This window comes from Nonomuraea sp. NPDC003214, from assembly GCF_053590035.1.
This window is the reverse complement of record NZ_JBSFSX010000008.1, coordinates 338,990-353,657: the sequence shown is the minus strand read 5'-3', so window position 1 is coordinate 353,657 and position 14,668 is coordinate 338,990. Positions and strand designations below refer to the sequence as shown.

The 14,668-nt window shown below is 72.5% G+C and carries 15 protein-coding genes; 5 read left to right on the top strand and 10 right to left on the bottom strand.

Going from position 1 to position 14,668, the window contains the following annotated elements; all coding sequences use genetic code 11:
* Together ACWDXC_RS26705 and ACWDXC_RS26700 are read right to left on the bottom strand one after the other, a co-directional pair.
* Window positions 1–2,097, bottom strand: a complete 2,097-nt coding sequence (locus tag ACWDXC_RS26705) for a flotillin family protein (protein WP_449986306.1) — start codon at window positions 2,095–2,097, stop codon at window positions 1–3.
* The gene (locus ACWDXC_RS26700) at window positions 2,097–2,642 is read right to left on the bottom strand and encodes a hypothetical protein (protein ID WP_449986304.1); all 546 of its coding nucleotides are present in this window, start codon (window positions 2,640–2,642) and stop codon (window positions 2,097–2,099) included. The genes ACWDXC_RS26705 and ACWDXC_RS26700 overlap by 1 nt, the downstream gene beginning before the upstream one ends.
* Window positions 2,643–2,789: 147 nt before the next feature.
* On the opposite strand from ACWDXC_RS26700, the gene ACWDXC_RS26695 reads away from it, so the two are divergent.
* On the top strand, window positions 2,790–3,710 hold the full coding sequence (locus ACWDXC_RS26695; protein ID WP_449986605.1) for an NADP-dependent oxidoreductase: 921 nt from the start codon (window positions 2,790–2,792) through the stop codon (window positions 3,708–3,710).
* Here the strand turns inward: ACWDXC_RS26695 and ACWDXC_RS26690 are convergent.
* Window positions 3,688–4,203 carry a CGNR zinc finger domain-containing protein gene (locus ACWDXC_RS26690; protein WP_449986303.1) on the bottom strand — a complete coding sequence of 172 codons (516 nt, stop codon included), beginning with the start codon at window positions 4,201–4,203 and terminating at the stop codon, window positions 3,688–3,690. The genes ACWDXC_RS26695 and ACWDXC_RS26690 overlap by 23 nt on opposite strands.
* Before the next feature lie 88 nt (window positions 4,204–4,291).
* Here ACWDXC_RS26690 and ACWDXC_RS26685 point away from each other — a divergent pair, with 88 nt between their 5' ends.
* A complete protein-coding gene (locus ACWDXC_RS26685; protein WP_449986302.1) occupies window positions 4,292–5,155 on the top strand; it encodes an alpha/beta fold hydrolase in 864 nt (287 codons plus the stop codon).
* A gap of 6 nt (window positions 5,156–5,161) precedes the next feature.
* On the opposite strand, the gene ACWDXC_RS26680 is transcribed toward ACWDXC_RS26685, so the two are convergent.
* Complete coding sequence (locus tag ACWDXC_RS26680; protein WP_449986301.1) at window positions 5,162–5,356, bottom strand: dihydrofolate reductase family protein; 195 nt, start codon at window positions 5,354–5,356, stop codon at window positions 5,162–5,164.
* Window positions 5,357–5,639: 283 nt separating this feature from the next.
* Here ACWDXC_RS26680 and ACWDXC_RS26675 point away from each other — a divergent pair, with 283 nt between their 5' ends.
* Window positions 5,640–6,425: an aminotransferase class IV family protein gene (locus tag ACWDXC_RS26675; RefSeq protein ID WP_449986300.1), complete on the top strand. Its 786-nt coding sequence runs from the start codon at window positions 5,640–5,642 to the stop codon at window positions 6,423–6,425.
* On the opposite strand, the gene ACWDXC_RS26670 is transcribed toward ACWDXC_RS26675, so the two are convergent.
* Genes ACWDXC_RS26670 through ACWDXC_RS26660 form a run of 3 tightly spaced genes read right to left on the bottom strand, consistent with a single transcriptional unit; the run spans window position 6,412 to window position 8,562 of the window.
* Window positions 6,412–7,332 (bottom strand): aminoglycoside phosphotransferase family protein, encoded by a 921-nt coding sequence (locus ACWDXC_RS26670; protein ID WP_449986603.1) that lies wholly within the window; start codon window positions 7,330–7,332, stop codon window positions 6,412–6,414. The two genes, ACWDXC_RS26675 and ACWDXC_RS26670, sit on opposite strands and share 14 nt — an antisense overlap.
* Window positions 7,329–8,207, bottom strand: coding sequence for a 1,4-dihydroxy-2-naphthoyl-CoA synthase (locus tag ACWDXC_RS26665; protein WP_357591183.1), 879 nt, complete (start codon window positions 8,205–8,207; stop codon window positions 7,329–7,331). Before ACWDXC_RS26665 ends, ACWDXC_RS26670 begins: the two co-directional genes overlap by 4 nt.
* A gap of 22 nt (window positions 8,208–8,229) precedes the next feature.
* Complete coding sequence (locus tag ACWDXC_RS26660; protein ID WP_049574618.1) at window positions 8,230–8,562, bottom strand: ArsR/SmtB family transcription factor; 333 nt, start codon at window positions 8,560–8,562, stop codon at window positions 8,230–8,232.
* An 86-nt stretch (window positions 8,563–8,648) separates the two neighbouring features.
* On the opposite strand from ACWDXC_RS26660, the gene ACWDXC_RS26655 reads away from it, so the two are divergent.
* Window positions 8,649–8,819 (top strand): DUF3073 family protein, encoded by a 171-nt coding sequence (locus tag ACWDXC_RS26655; protein ID WP_219519304.1) that lies wholly within the window; start codon window positions 8,649–8,651, stop codon window positions 8,817–8,819.
* Here the strand turns inward: ACWDXC_RS26655 and ACWDXC_RS26650 are convergent.
* On the bottom strand, window positions 8,782–10,068 hold the full coding sequence (locus ACWDXC_RS26650) for a cytochrome P450 (RefSeq protein WP_449986298.1): 1,287 nt from the start codon (window positions 10,066–10,068) through the stop codon (window positions 8,782–8,784). The genes ACWDXC_RS26655 and ACWDXC_RS26650 overlap by 38 nt on opposite strands.
* A gap of 61 nt (window positions 10,069–10,129) precedes the next feature.
* Here ACWDXC_RS26650 and ACWDXC_RS26645 point away from each other — a divergent pair, with 61 nt between their 5' ends.
* Window positions 10,130–10,732 (top strand): TetR/AcrR family transcriptional regulator, encoded by a 603-nt coding sequence (locus ACWDXC_RS26645; protein ID WP_364168358.1) that lies wholly within the window; start codon window positions 10,130–10,132, stop codon window positions 10,730–10,732.
* On the opposite strand, the gene ACWDXC_RS26640 is transcribed toward ACWDXC_RS26645, so the two are convergent.
* Together ACWDXC_RS26640 and ACWDXC_RS26635 are read right to left on the bottom strand one after the other, a co-directional pair.
* Entirely contained in the window at window positions 10,713–11,612 is a 900-nt protein-coding gene (locus ACWDXC_RS26640; protein ID WP_449986297.1) for an alpha/beta fold hydrolase, read from the bottom strand. The two genes, ACWDXC_RS26645 and ACWDXC_RS26640, sit on opposite strands and share 20 nt — an antisense overlap.
* Window positions 11,613–11,667: 55 nt before the next feature.
* Window positions 11,668–14,625, bottom strand: coding sequence for a LuxR C-terminal-related transcriptional regulator (locus tag ACWDXC_RS26635; RefSeq protein ID WP_449986295.1), 2,958 nt, complete (start codon window positions 14,623–14,625; stop codon window positions 11,668–11,670).
* Window positions 14,626–14,668 lie beyond the last annotated feature (43 nt).

The window sequence follows — 14,668 nt, the reverse complement described above, 5'->3', positions numbered from 1 at the left end:
TCAGACCTTCGCCGGGGTCAGCGCCGCCACGGGGGAGTCGGCCACGCCCAGCCGGCGCGCCGTCTCCAGCAGCTCGCCGAGCGGCCCGGAGTCCGGCCCGCCCCGCTGGATGAGCTGCATGAGCAGCGCCGACACGGTCAGGTTCTTCAGGTCCTCGCTGCCGATCCCGCCGACCAGCCGCCCGATGTCCTCGACCAGGCTGGCGCTCCCGTTCAGGTACGGGGTCGCCATCGACCGGACGACACCGGAGTGCTCGACGAAGCCGTCGACCACCTTGCCCGCGGTGATGGAGCCGACGACCTTGTCGAAGAACATCGTGTCGCCGCCGACGATGTCGATGTTGGCCTTGGCCAGCCCGGCGGCCAGCACACCGGCCTGCGACTCGGCCACCTGGCGGGAGACGTCGATCTGCTTGAGCCGCACTTCCTTGTCGGCCTCCAGTCGCAGGCGGTACTCCTCGTGCGCCCGGCTGGCCTCGTCCAGCGCGGCCAGCGCGGCGGCCTTCTCCGTCAGACCCTCGGCCTCGGCCTTGAGCTTCTCGCCCACCGCCGCGGCGGTGGCCATCGCCATCGCCTGCTCGCCCTCGGCCTTGGCCTTGAGCCGGTCGCCCTCGACCAGCGCCATCGCCTTGGCGCCGTCGGCCTCGGCCCGCAGCTTCTCGCTCAGCACCAGCGCCTCGGCGCGGCCGACCTTCTCGATCGCCTCCGCGTCGCGCTCCCTGACCTGGACGTCGGCCAGCCCGGCCGCGGCCGACTCGGCCTGGATGCCCTCCGCCAGCCGGATCTTGGCCCGCGCCTCCAGCTCGGCGGCCTGCTGCTTGGCCTCGGCGAGCACGAGCTCCTCGCGGGCCCGGAACTTCGACGCCGCCTCCGCGGCCTCGGCCGCCTTGATGCCCTTGACCAGGTTCTCCTGCGCCTCGGCCTCGGCGGCGATGATCACCGACTGGCGGGTGCGCTCGGCCTCCTCGACCACGCGCAGCCGCTTGATGGCCTCCTCCTGCTCGGCCACGGTCTTGTCGACGGCGATGCGCTCGCGGATGACCTCGGCGATCGACCGCTTCTCGGTCTCGACCTCCTTGTCCTTGGCGATGCGCGACAGCTCGGTCTCCCGCTCGCGGGCGATGACCTCCAGCAGGCGGTCCTTCTCGATGCGCTCGGACTCGATGGCGATCACGCGCTCGCGGTTCTTCTCCGCGACGGCGACCTCGCGAGCCCGGTTCTCGTGCTGGACGCCGAGCTGCTCGTCGGTCTTGATGTTGGCGGCCTGCGCCTTGAGCCGCTCCTCGGCCTGGACGCGGGCGATCTCGGCCTCCTCGCGCGCCTTCATGGTCTCGATCTCGCGCTTCTGCTTGATCTCGGCGTCGGCCTGGCGGCGCTGCAGCTCCAGGATGGCCTCGCGGGCGTCCACGTTCTGGCGGGTGATCTCCTTCTCCTCGGTGCGCTGGAACTCGTTGGTGCGCACGTGCTCCAGCGCCGTCAGCTCGGTGATCTTCCGGATGCCCTGGGCGTCGAGGATGTTGCTCTTGTCGAGCTGGTTGAGCGAGGTCTGCTCCAGGTAGTCGATCGCCGCGTCCTCCAGGCTGTAGCCGTTGAGGTCGGTGCCGATCAGCCTGACGATCTGGTCGCGGAACTCGTCGCGCTTGGTGTAGAGGTCGACGAAGTCGAGCTGCTTGCCGGCGGTCTTGAGCGCCTCGGAGAACTTGGCGCTGAACAGCTCCTGGAGCGTCGACTCGTCGCTGGCCCGGACGGTGCCGATGGCCTGGGCGACCTTGATGACGTCCTCGGCGGTCTTGTTCACCCGGACGAAGAAGGTGATCTTGATGTCGGCCCGGATGTTGTCGCGGCAGATCAGCCCTTCCCGGCCGGTCCGCCCGATCTCGATGGTCTTCACCGAGATGTCCATGACCTCGGCCCGGTGGACGACAGGCAGCACGATGGCCCCGGTGAACGTCACGTCGACCTTGTTGACCTTCGAGATGATCAGTGCCTTGCCCTGCTCGACCTTCCGGAAAAGGCGGCCGACGAGGATGAGCAGTCCTATGACGATGACCAGGACGACGGCGAGGAATATACCGAATCCGGTGGAGATGACATCCATCAGTGCTCACTTTCGTAAGGCATGACCCAGAAGAATTCGCCGTCTGCGTCGTATTCGAAGATCAATGCGCTGTCGCCGCGGGACAGCCTGTCCTGACCGGTCGTGCGGACCTGGATCACGGCCGAGGAGCCGTCGGTGGCGGTGACTTCGGCCTGGCCGAAGTCGGCTGTCGCCGAGCCTGTGCGGATCACGCACATCTGGCCGACGAAGTCGCCGCGCGAGGGCTGCCGCTCGCGGGGCGCCAGCCGCCGCAGCGGCGCGAGCAGGGCGCGCGTGCCCAGCCAGCCGCCGGCCAGGGCCAGCAGTGGCACGACAGGAAGGGTGGTGATCTGGCTGCCGATCAGCGTCAGCAGCCAGGAGAACGCGATCAGCAGCGAGAGCGTGACGCCGGCCGGCACACCGCCGAGACCGAGCCACGGCGCGTCATGGTCGCCGGTGTCGAACAGACCGGTCACGACCACGATCCAGTAGCCGACGACCACGATCAGCGGGTAGGTGAAAACGGCCATCGGATAGCTGAACGCGACATGCAGAAACTCGCCCAATGCTGGTTGCCCCGTCCCCCGGTGCGTATCCGTTGTCGGACTATATCGAGATAAAGAGCGAGTAAAGGAAAAAGTTCCCGAAAGGTTAGCTCGCTTGACCTCAAGTGCGGTTGAGGGACCAGGCTGGCCGGCATGAGCCAAGAGATGATGCGGGCCGCGGCGTTCTCCGCCTTCGGCGGCCCCGAGGTGTTGCGTGTGATGGAGCTGCCCGCCCCGCAGGCGGGTCCCGGCCAGGTGCGGGTGCGGATCAGGGCGGCCGGGGTGCAGCCGTTCGACACGGCGGTGCGCGCCGGCTGGACCCCGCCGAACGTCACCGGCGACCTGCCGCGCATCCCCGGCAACGAGTTCGCCGGTGTGGTGGACCAGGTGGGCGAGGGCGTGACGGAGGTGGCGGTGGGCGCGGAGGTGCTCGGCTTCTCGCTGCTCAACTGCTATGCCGAGTACGTGGTTGTGCCTGCCGGTGACGTGACGCCCAAGCCGCCGGAGCTGCCGTGGGAGGTGGCGGGCGGGCTGACCTCCGGGGTCCAGTCTGCCGAGCTGGCCATCGACGGGCTCGGCGTGGGCGAGGGCGACACGCTGCTCGTGCACGCCGCCGCCGGCTCGGTCGGCACCGCGGCCGTCCAGATCGCCCGGCGCCGCGGCGCCACCGTGATCGGCACCGCCCGCGAGGAGAACCACCCTTACCTGCGCGAGCTCGGCGCGATCCCGGTCACGTACGGGGACGGGCTGGCCGACCGGGTGCGCGCGCTCGCGCCCGGCGGGATCGACGCCGCGCTCGACGGCGCCGGCGGCCACGCGCTGGAGGTCTCGCTGGAGCTGGTCAAGGACCGCTCCCGCATTCTCACGCTGGTCGAGCATGGCAAGGCCGCCGAGCTGGGCGTCAAGGTCACCCAGGGCGTCCGCTCCGCCGAGCGCCTCGGCCGCTACGCCGCCCTGGTCGCCTCCGGGGAGTTCGTCTTCCCGGTACGCAGGACGTACCGGCTGGAGGAGGCCGCGGACGCGCACCGGGAGAGCGAGACCGGCCACGGCCGCGGCAAGATCGTGATCACGGTCGGCGCCGCTGGTTGAACCGGCCCACCTTGGACCGGTTGCCGCAGACCTCCATCGAGCACCAGCGTCGGCTGCCGTTCTTGCTGACGTCGAGGAACCACAGCACGCACTGAGGGTTGGCGCACTTGCGCACCCGCTCCGGCCGCTCGCCCAGCACCCGGGCGAGGTCGGCCGCCGCGGCCCAGGCCGCGTGCCAGTCCGCCGCGTCGACCACCACCAGTTCGTACGGCCCCGTCTCCCCGAGGCGGGGCCGTCGGCCGCCGTGGTCGAGCACGGCGTTGAGCCGGTCGGGAGGGCCGCCGCCGAGCAGGGTGCGCATCGCGTCGCGGGTGGCCACCAGCCGGTCGCGGACCCGCTCGGCGTCGTCCGCGCCGGGCAGGTCGTGGTCGGCGAGCCAGGCGCGGACCCCGTCGAGATCGTCGAACTGGTCGAGGAGCCCGCCCTGCTCCACCCACACGGTGTCGACCAGGTCGAGCCCCAAGGGCTCACCGCGCAGCGGCCGGATTCTCACTACTAACCCCTGAAACGAGTTTGACCGGTTATCGACTGCCATGCTATCACTTAACCGTCTAAATCGCTTTGACCGGTTAGGGGTTGCTGTGACCATTCGCTATCGCACCGCCGTCGTCGACGGGCTCGACGTGTTCTACCGCGAGGCCGGAGACCCGTCCGCGCCCACGCTCGTGCTGCTGCACGGCTTCCCGACCTCGTCCGTCGCCTACCACGAGCTGATCGCCGAGCTGGCCGACGAGTTCCACCTCATCGCGCCCGACTACCCGGGGTTCGGGCACAGCTCCGCGCCCGCCGTCGACGAGTTCACGTACACCTTCGACCACCTCACCGACGTGGTGGACGCGCTGCTCGACTCGCTCGGGCTGCGCTCGTACGCCCTCTACGTGCACGACTACGGCGCGCCGGTCGGGTTCCGGCTGGCCCTGCGGCACCCGGAGCGCATCGCCGGCATCGTCACGCAGAACGGCAACGCCTACGAGGAGGGGCTGACGCCGTTCTGGGAGCCGTTCAAGAAGGTCTGGGCCGACCCGTCCGCCGACGTCGCGCCGCTGCTCGGCCTGCTCACCCCGGAGGCCACCCGCTGGCAGTACGCCCACGGCGTGTCCGACCTGTCGCTGGTCAACCCGGACAAGGCGGCGCTCGACCAGGCCAGGCTCGACCGGCCGGGCAACCACGAGATCCAGCTCGCGCTCTTCCGCGACTACGGGACCAACCCGGGGCTCTACCCCCTCTGGCAGGAGTACCTGCGCGAGCACCGGCCCCCGCTGCTGGCCGTCTGGGGGCGCAACGACGAGATCTTCGGCCCGGACGGGGCGCGCGCCTTCGCCCGTGACCTCCCGGACGCCCGCATCCACCTCCTGGACGCCGGCCACTTCCCCCTGGAGACCCGCGGCCGCCAGATCGCCGGCCTGGTGCGCGACTTCCTGCGCACGCTGTCGGACCGGCCGTAGGGCGGGCTACCGCTCCCGGGGCAGCACCCGGAAGCGCAGCTGCGTGGTCTGCAGGATCTCCAGGCGCACGTGCCGCTCCACCTGCTCGAACAGCCTGGTCCCGGCGCCGAACAGCACCGGGACCAGGTGGATGGACAGCTCGTCCACCAGGCCCGCCCTGATGCCCTGGCAGATCGTCTCGGCGCCGCCCATGATCGCCACGTCCTGGCCGGGCAGCGTCGGCGACGGCGCGCTCGCCGAGGTCGAAGAACCACTCGTGCAGCCGCTCCCCGCCCACGCCCATCGGCTCTTCCGGGGTGTGTCCGTCGGCCTCGACGAAGCCGTCGAGGGACATGCTGATGTCGGCGATGACCTTGCTCATGGTGGCGCTCTTCCGGATCGGCTGTCACTGAAGCGTCGCCCCCGATCGACACTTTGCCGCAACCCGTGATATGTATGCATATGCAACATTTGCAGACGCTCAGTACATCGGGGAGCAAGCATCATGGACACCCGTAACGGCAAGCCCGTCACCGTCGAGGACCTCGCGCCGCTGGCCTTCGCCGGATTCGCCCACTTCACCGCCATGCAGGTGCGCGACGGCCGCGTACGAGGGCTGGACCTGCACCTGGAGCGGCTGCGCAACGCCTCCAAGGAGCTGTTCGGCCGGGCGGTTCCGGACGAGCGGGTGCTGGCGTACATCAGGTCGGCCGTGGAGGCGGGCCCCGCCGACCTCTCGCTCAGGGCCACCGTCTACTCGCCCGCGGGCGAGTTCACCGCCGCCGACGCCGAGCCCGAGGTGCTGGTCAGCACCGGCCCCGCCTCCGACGGCCCGCGCGGCCCGCTGGCGCTGGCCGTCGTGGAGCACGAACGCTTCCTGCCCGCCATCAAGCACGTCGGCGAGTCCGCGAAGACGTACGTGCTCCGCCAGGCCGTCGAGCAGGGCTTCGACGACGCGGCGTTCGTGGACCGGCGGGGCCGCCTGAGCGAGGCGTCGATCTGGAACCTGGCCTTCTGGGACGGCGAGGCCGTCGTGTGGCCCGAGGCCGCGATGCTCACCGGCACCACGATGGGCATCCTGCGCAGGCGGCTCGACGACCTCGGCGTGCCCCAGCGGGTCAGGGAGATCACGGTCGCCGACCTGCCGTCGCTGGCCGGGGCCGTGGTGATGAACTCGTGGACGCCCGGCGTGCCGGTGCACCGGATCGGCGGCGAGGCGCTGCCCGAGGCGCCGGAGTTCGTCGGGCTGCTGCACCGCGCCTTCGAGGCGGAGCCGCTCACCACACCGTGACGACGGCCTCCGCGACCGCCAGCTGCACGTCGTCCAGCCGGGTCTCGCCGTCCTCGACGCTCCACAGCGAGTTCTGCAGGACCCGGCCGAGCGTCCAGCCCGCGGCCCGCTGCCGGTCCAGGCCCAGCAGATCGGTCATCAGGTCGAAGCGCCGCAGCACCGCCCGCCGCACGTCACCGGTGGCGACCACGTCGTCCCAGCGGTTGTGCAGCGCGGGCATCAGGTCGAACCCCGGGTCGCCGGCCAGCGGCTTGGGGTCGATCGCCAGCCACGGCTCACGCTCGGCGGCCAGCACGTTGTCGTAGTGCAGATCCCAGTGCAGCAGCCGGTCGCCGGCCTCGCCCGCCAGCTCGCCGACGGCCCCGGCGCACACCCGCAGCCAGCGCCGGTCGTCCTCGCCGGGCAGCGCGTCCAGCGCGGCGGGCACGTCGTCCAGCATGCCGCTGGCGATGTCGGCCAGCCGCCGCGTCCCGGCCGGCGCGGGCACCGCCACCAGCCGCCGCAGCAGCCCGGTCAGGATCTCCAGCGCCGCCAGGTCGTCCGGCACCGACGACAGCGTCGTGCCCCCGTCGAGCCGCTCCAGCAGCAGCGTGCCCGTCGCCGGGTCGGACTCCAGCAGCAGCACACTGGCCCGGCCCGCCCAGGCGAGCAGCCCGGGCCCCTCGCTCGCGTTCTCGTCGTTGACCGGCTGCAGCTTCAGCGCCGCCGGGGCGCCGTCGGCCCGCACCACGGGCAGCACCAGCGACACCACGCCGTGCATCGGCTCCCCGTCGAGCCGCAGCTCCCACTCCTCCAGGTAGCGCTCGGCCAGCGCGGGCAGCCCCGCCGACCACGCCCGGCCCGCCTCGCCGTCCCACTTCACGTGACTCTCGGTCAGCGCGGGCGGCACCACGATCCGCACGGTCAGTAGTGCCAGGGGAACGGCGACCAGTCGGGCTCGCGCTTCTCCAAGAAGGAGTCGCGCCCCTCGGCCGCCTCGTCGGTCATGTACGCCAGCCGCGTCGCCTCACCGGCGAACACCTGCTGGCCCACCAGCCCGTCGTCGATCGCGTTGAAGGCGAACTTGAGCATCCGCTGCGCGGTCGGCGACTTGCCGTTGACCTTGCGCGCCCACTCCAGCGCCGTCGACTCCAGCTCGGCGTGCGGCACCACCGCGTTGACCATGCCCATCCGGTGCGCGTCGGCGGCGCTGTAGGTGTCGCCCAGGAAGAAGATCTCCCGGGCGAACTTCTGCCCCACCTGCCGGGCCAGATAGGCGGAGCCGAAGCCGCCGTCGAAGCTCGCCACGTCGGCGTCGGTCTGCTTGAACCGGGCGTGCTCGGCGCTGGCCAGTGTGAGATCGGCCACCACGTGCAGGCTGTGGCCGCCGCCCGCCGCCCAGCCGGGCACCACGCAGATGACCACCTTGGGCATGAACCTGATCAGCCGCTGCACCTCGAGGATGTGCAGCCGGCCGGTCGAGGGCGTGCCGTCGGCGTACTGGTAGCCGTCCTTGCCCCGGATGCGCTGGTCGCCCCCGGAGCAGAACGCCCAGCCGCCGTCCTTCGGCGACGGGCCGTTGCCGGTCAGCAGCACGCAGCCCACGTCGGTGCTCTGGCGGGCATGGTCGAGCGCACGGTAGAGCTCGTCGACCGTCTGCGGCCGGAAGGCGTTGCGCACTTCCGGCCGGTTGAAGGCGATGCGGACCGTGCCCTGGTCGACCGCGCGGTGATAGGTGATGTCGGTGAAGTCGAACCCGTCGACAGCCTGCCACGCCCGGGGATCGAACAGCTCGGAGACCATGGGGCAGAGCCTAACGCGTGGGTCAGGGGACCTCCGCGCGGAGCTCGGCCAGAAGCTGTCCCTGGTCTGCGAGCATGTCGGTGAGGATGCGACGGGCGGTGCCGAGCAGGTCGGCGAGCTCCGGCGTGGCCAGTGTGTAGACCACGGTGCTGCCTTCGCGGATCGCGCTGACGATGCCCGCCCTGCGCAGGACCGCGAGCTGCTGGGAGAGGCTGGACGCCTCGATGTCGATCTGGGCCAGCAGATCCCTCACGGGTAGTGGCCCTTCCTGGAGTAGCTCCAACACTCGGATGCGAGCGGGGTGGCCGAGCGTCCGGAAGAAGTCGGCCTTGGCCTGGTTGACCTCCACGTGCATAGTGCCAGACTAATCCAGCGCAGTTGCATAATTCTTCAAGTCGTAACGTTGTTGGATAGCATGACAGCGGGGACTAGGGAGTAGCCATGGGCCGAGGAAGAGCCAAGGCGAAGCAGACGAAGGTCGCTCGCCAGCTGAAGTACACCAACCATCACATCGACTATGACCGGCTCCGCGAGGAGTTGGGCGCCGATGCCGGGCGCGACGAGATGCGGCCGGCTACGGCGTCCGAGCAGGAGTCCGAGCGCGCGCAATGACGCGTGTCAGCTCCGCCGGGGCAAGGGTGACGTTCGCGAGCCGCCTGGCCTCGGGCGCCTGATCAGGCGCCACGAGTTCCAGGCGGTGCAGCACCTCACGGATGATCACGCGCATCTCCAGCAGGGCGAGCTGCGCGCCGACGCAGAAGCGCCGGCCGCCGCCGAAGGGCATCCACGCCCGGCTCTGCTGCCCCTCCAGGAAGCGTTCCGGGCGGAACTCCGCCGGTGACGGAAACGCGGCGGGGTCCTGGTGCACGAGCGGGATGAACGGTCCCGCGTACCATCCCGCGGGGATGTCATAGCCGCCCAGCCGGAGCGGGGCGTCCAGCAGCCGGGGCGCCTCATAGACCACGGGCCTGGCGCGCAGGGCCTCCTTGACGACCGCGTCGAGGTAGGGCTCGTCGTCGGGCAGCCGCCGCAGCACGTCGGGCAGGCGCAGCAGCCGTTCGAAGGTCCAGGCCAGCCCGGTGGCCGTGGTCTCGTGACCGGCGATGAGCAGCGTGATCAGCTCGTCGCGGACCTCCTCGTCGCCGAGCCCGGCGTTCAGCAGCCGGCTCAGCACGTCCGTGCCGTCCGGGTCCGCGCGCCTGCGGCGGATCTCGTCGTACAGGATGGCGTCGACGGCCGCCCGCAGCCTCAGGAACCGCGCGTACGGCAGGAACGGCAGCGCCGCCGCCGGGCCGCGCAGCCGTGCCGGGAGCATCGCGACGGAGGTCGAGCCGCCCGACTCGATCAGGCGGGGGAGCAGCGCGCGCAGGCGGCCCATGCGCTCGGCGTCGCGGATGCCGAAGATCAATCGGATGATGATCTCCAGCGTGATCTCCTGCATGCGGTCGCGCAGCGCGAACGGCCTGCCGAGCGGCCAGGCGGCGATCTTCTCTGCGGCGATGGCCGCGATCTCGTCCGCGTAGCCGGCGACCTGCCTGGCGCGCAGCGGCGGCGTCAGCGACTTGCGGTGCCCGGCCCAGGCGTCGCCGTCGAGCGTCAGCACCGAGTGCGCCCCCACCAGCGGTTCGAGGAAGTCGCGCCGGGCGGCGCCGGCCAGCCCGCCGCCCTGGTCGGTCCTGAAGACCTGCTCGGCCAGCTCGGCCGTCGCGACGTACACCTCCGGCGGGAAGCCGAACCAGCGGATCGTGAAGACGTCCCCGTATCTGGCGTGACAGCGCTCGATCAGCCCTGCGGGATCACGCATGAACCAGGCCGTCTGGAGAGCGGCGGGCAGCCGGGGCCCGGGTGGCAGCACGTGCATCAGCTCCAATTGATATGTACGTACGTCATATACGCTCGTATACATCTGTAGCATGGATCACGTGGCACGAAAAGAGGCGGGATACCGCGAAAAACTCCTTGCCGGCGCGGTGAGCTGCCTTCAGGAGAAGGGCTACGCCCGCACCACGGCCCGCGACCTGGTCGCCGCCTCGGGGACCAACCTGGCCTCCATCGGCTACCACTTCGGCGGCAAGGACGCCCTGCTCAACGAGGCCATCGCCGGCTGCTACGAGGCGTGGACCGCGCGGGTGGAGGAGGCGATGTTCGGCGACGCCGTCGGCTCGCCGCGTGACCTGCTGGAGCGGGCGATGGTCGCGCTCATCGACGTGTTCGACGAGATGCGGCCCCAGCTCGTCGTCTGCATCGAGGGCTACCCCGCGGCGCTGCGCGAGAGCGTGCTGCGCGAGCGCCTGGCCGCCGCCTACGGAAGGGGCCGCGAGGCGGGCGTCGCCATGCTCCACCGGGGCGCCGCCGAGCTCGGCATCGAGCTGCCGGTCCCGCCCGAGGCGCTGGTGTCGGTGCTGATCGCGATCTCCGACGGGCTGATGATCCAGTGGCTGCTCGACCCGGCGAGCACGCCCGACGCCCGCCAGGTCGTCGACGTGCTCGCCGCGCTGGGGGCGTTCACCGGGCCGTGTGAGTGACGATGGCCGCCGCCAGCTCGTCCGCGAACCGGGGTGCGACCATGTGCCCCATGTCCTGAACCACCAGCAGCTCGGCGTCCGGGATCTCCTCGGCGATGAGCGCCCCGTGGCCCGGCTTGGCGGGCTCGTGCGTGCCCTCGACGACCAGCGTCGGCGCCTTGATCCGGGGCAGCGCGCCCACCGGCTCGAAGTCCGGAGCCGTCTGGCCGGCCCGCCGATGGTTCATCGCCGCCCCCAGGTCACGCGCCCGCTCGTGCACGCGCTCGGCCAGCCGCCGCTCCGCGTCCTCGTCGAACGGCAGCGCGGTGCCGTTCATCACCCGCGCCTCGGCGATCAGCGCGTCGATCTCCTCACCCCGGCTCGCGGGCGGCGGGCTCGCGATCACCGCGCGGAAGTGCGCCACGAACTCCGGCGTCGGCGGCGGCAGGCTGCCCTCCGGCTGCGGCTCGCCCATCAGCGCCCGCATGATCACCTGGCCCTCGCCCCCGCCCAGCGGCGACGCGCCGACGACCGTGAGCGTCCGCACCCGTTCCGGCTGCTCCACCGCGACGAGCTGGCCGATCAGCCCGCCCGCCGAATGGCCTACGAGATGCACGCTCTCCAGCCCGTACGCGTCCATCACGCGCAGCATGTCGTCCTTGATGTCGAGCCAGCTGTAAGGACGCGCGTCGAAGTCGACGGTGCCCGACCTGCCGGTGTCGCGGTGGTCGTAGCGGATCACCCGGCGACCGCCCGCCACCAGCCTGCCGACGAGCTCGTCCGGCCACGTGACACCCTGCGCGCCCGAGCCCGCCACCAGCAGGACCGGCGGGTGCGCCGCGTCCCCGAACTCCTCGGTCCAGATCTCGACGCCGTCACTATCAATCAGGTTCGTTTGCATGCCTGTCAGCCTGCCGGACCAGGCCCGTGCCGCCTTCCGTAGGACTACTGGCCTCCTACAGTAGGCGGGCCAGTTCAGTACGGCTGGTGATGCCCAGCTTGGGATAGATCTTGTACAGGTGATACTCGACGGTCCGCGGGCTGAGGAACAGCCGCGCCGCCACCTCCTTGCTCGACGCCCCCTCCGCCACCAGCCGCGCGATCCGCAGCTCCTGCGGCGTCAGCGCCGCCAGCGCGTCGCCCGCCGGCCGCTCCACGGCCTCGCCAGCCGCCCGCAGCTCCGCGTGCGCGCGCCGCGCCCACGGCTCCGCGCCCAGCCGCTGGAACGTCTCCAGCGCCGCCCGCAGCGGCCCGCGCGCCTGCCCCGGCTGATGCCCCCGGCGCAGCCGCTCCCCGTACAGCAACGCCGTACGCGCCTCCTCGAACGGCTCCCCGTGCAGCCGCAACGCCTCCTCGAACGGCTCGATCGCGCCCTCCACCAGCCCCACGCAGCGCAGCCGCAGCGCCCGCGCCTCGTCGGTCCTGGCCTGTGCCGCCCACCGGTCAAGCCCCTCCAGCGCCTCCCGCGCCGCCGCCGAGTCCCCGGCGGCCATCGCCGCCTCCACCCGGTCAGGGGTCGAACGCCACACCACGGTCGGATGCCCCGCCCCCGGCCCCGCCGCCCGGATCGCCTCGAACCGGTCGTGCGCCGCCGCGAACCGCCCCATCCCCAGATCCAGCATCGCCAGCGCGTACGCCGCCACCGCCGCCCGCAACCCCACCCGGTGCGGCACCGCGATGGCCAGCGCCTCACCCGCGTACGCGCGGCACCGCTCCTCCTCGCCCCGCAGCGCCGCCACCACCGCCAGGTTCGCCAGGTGGGCCGCCTCCGAGTTCGTGTAGCCCGCCTCCCTAGCCAGCGCCAGGCCCTCCTCGGCCACCGCCGCGCTCTCCGCCAGCCTGCCCCCGACCCGCTCGGCCGTCGACACGAACTCCAGCACCACCGGGAGCTGCCCCACCATCCCCGACACCCGCGCCACCCGGCCCGCCCGCCGGATCAGCTCCGCCGACACGTCCGCTTCCCCCAGGTAGGACGCCGCCGCCGCGGCCCACAGGAACTCCGCCGCCCCGCTCAGCTCACCGGTCCGTGCCAGCGCCCCGCGCAGCAGCCCGCCGCCGCTCCCGTCACGCAGCATCGCCCCGACGCCCACCAGGATGTCGCGCAGGAAGCCCGGCGCGAACCCCTCCGCCCGCCGGCCGACGTCCACCATGGCCGCCACGTCCCCGACCACGCTGGCCGCCTCCCACGCGTCGGCCAGCATCTCCAGGCTGTCGCCGGCCGCGAACACCCGCATCGCCTCGGCGGCGTCCCCGGAGTTCAGCTCGAACCGCCCCCGCAGCCGAGCCACCTCCCCCGCCACCTCCCCCCGCTCGCCCTTTCCCCGGCCACACCCCTCCCCGGGCCCACACCCCTCCCCGGGCCCACACCCCTCCCCGGGCCCACACCCCTCCACGAAGGCGCGCGCTTTCTCTGGGGCGCCCGCCTCCGCGAGGGCATGCGCCTCCGCCGTGGCGCCCGCCTCCGTGCGGGCGGGCGCCTCCATCCGCCCGGATGGGGCCTCTTCCAAGGGGCGCGCTTCCGCCGGGGCGCGCGTCTCCCCGAGGCCGCCCGCCTCCCCGAGGCCGCCCGCCTTCCCGAGGGCGCCCGCCTCCCCGGGGGTGGGCGCCTCCCGGGGCACGGGCGTCTCCGCCCCGGGCGGGGCCTCTACCAGGAGGCGGGCTTCTGCCAGGTAGGTCTGGGCCTGGCCCGGGCGACCGCCGAGCCAGGCGGCCTCGGCGGCGTCCTTGAGCCGGCGCGCCCGGGTGAGGGGGTCGGGGGTGAGCTCGGCCGCCCGAGCCAGCGCCGTGGCCGCGTCACCGTAGCCGCCCCGGGCCTGCGCCCGCCCGGCTGCGGCCGCGAGGGCGCCGGCCACGGACTCGTCCCGGCCCACGGCGGCGGCGGCCAGGTGCCAGGCCCGCCGGTCCCCGTCGACCAGCTCCGCCATCACCTCATGGGCCCGCCGCAGCTCACCGGCCCCGGCGGCGGCGTGCACGGCGGATCGCACCAGCGGGTGCCGGAACCGCACCACGGCCCCGGACACCACCACCAGCCCGGCCCGTTCGGCCTCCTGCAGCCCGGCCTCGTGCGTTCCGCGCTCAGGGACCCCGGCGAGCGCGTCCGCCGCCCCCAGCACGGGCCCCAGGTCGCTCTCCAGGGAGGCCGCCAGCAGGACCCGCCGCGCCCCCTCCGAGAGCAGCGCCACCTGGTCGCCGAACAGCTGCTCGCCTCCGGGCAGCGGGTCCGGCAGCGGCGTCCGCCCGGCGAGCTGGTCGGCGGTCAGCACCGCGACCGCCTCGCCGAGCACGAGCGGGTTCCCGCCGGTGAGCGACACGAGCCGCGACCGCACCCCCGGCGCCACCTCGGCCAGCGTGTCCAGCAGGGCGTCGGCGCTCTCGGCGTCGAGCCCGTCCACCCGCAGCTCGGGCACCCCTTTGACGGGCGCGTCCCCGCGTACGGCCAGCACCATCCCGACCCGTTCGGTACGCAGCCGCCTGGCCGCGAACAGCAGCGCGTCGGCCGAGGCCCGGTCCACCCACTGGAAGTCGTCCACCACGCAGATCAGCCCGCTGTCGGCCGCCGCCTCGACGAGCAGCGAGAGCACCCCCGCCGACACCAGGAACCGGTCCTGGCTGGGCGCCGCCATCCCGAACGCCCCGGCGACGGCGTCACGCTGGGGCCCCGGGAGCGCGTCGAGCAGCCCGATCACCGGCCACACGAGCTGGTGCAGCGCCGCGAACGCCAGGTCCGCCTCCCCTTCGACGCCTCCGGCGCGCAGCACGGTCGCGCCTCCGGCCCGGGAGGCCGCCAGGTCGAGCAGGGCCGACTTGCCGACCCCCGCCGCCCCGCGCATCACCAGCGCCCGCCCGTCTCCGGCCAGCGTCGATCCGATGAGCTCGTCGATCGCGGCAGTCTCCGCGGTTCTGCCGTACAGCATGCAGGTGACGATATAGGCCCCTGAACATGCGAAAAGCGCGCCC

Excerpts from the sequence above, each read along its gene's own strand:
- ACWDXC_RS26665 (WP_357591183.1), bottom strand. The coding sequence starts at position 8,207 with ATGGTCTCCGAGCTGTTCGATCCCCGGGCGTGGCAGGCTGTCGACGGG.
- ACWDXC_RS26650 (WP_449986298.1), bottom strand. The coding sequence starts at position 10,068 with ATGCACGTGCTGCCACCCGGGCCCCGGCTGCCCGCCGCTCTCCAGACG.
- ACWDXC_RS26695 (WP_449986605.1), top strand. The coding sequence starts at position 2,790 with ATGCGGGCCGCGGCGTTCTCCGCCTTCGGCGGCCCCGAGGTGTTGCGT.
- ACWDXC_RS26655 (WP_219519304.1), top strand. The coding sequence starts at position 8,649 with ATGGGCCGAGGAAGAGCCAAGGCGAAGCAGACGAAGGTCGCTCGCCAG.
- ACWDXC_RS26675 (WP_449986300.1), top strand. The coding sequence starts at position 5,640 with ATGGACACCCGTAACGGCAAGCCCGTCACCGTCGAGGACCTCGCGCCG.
- ACWDXC_RS26640 (WP_449986297.1), bottom strand. The coding sequence starts at position 11,612 with ATGCAAACGAACCTGATTGATAGTGACGGCGTCGAGATCTGGACCGAG.
- ACWDXC_RS26705 (WP_449986306.1), bottom strand. The coding sequence starts at position 2,097 with ATGGATGTCATCTCCACCGGATTCGGTATATTCCTCGCCGTCGTCCTG.
- ACWDXC_RS26635 (WP_449986295.1), bottom strand. The coding sequence starts at position 14,625 with ATGCTGTACGGCAGAACCGCGGAGACTGCCGCGATCGACGAGCTCATC.
- ACWDXC_RS26660 (WP_049574618.1), bottom strand. The coding sequence starts at position 8,562 with ATGCACGTGGAGGTCAACCAGGCCAAGGCCGACTTCTTCCGGACGCTC.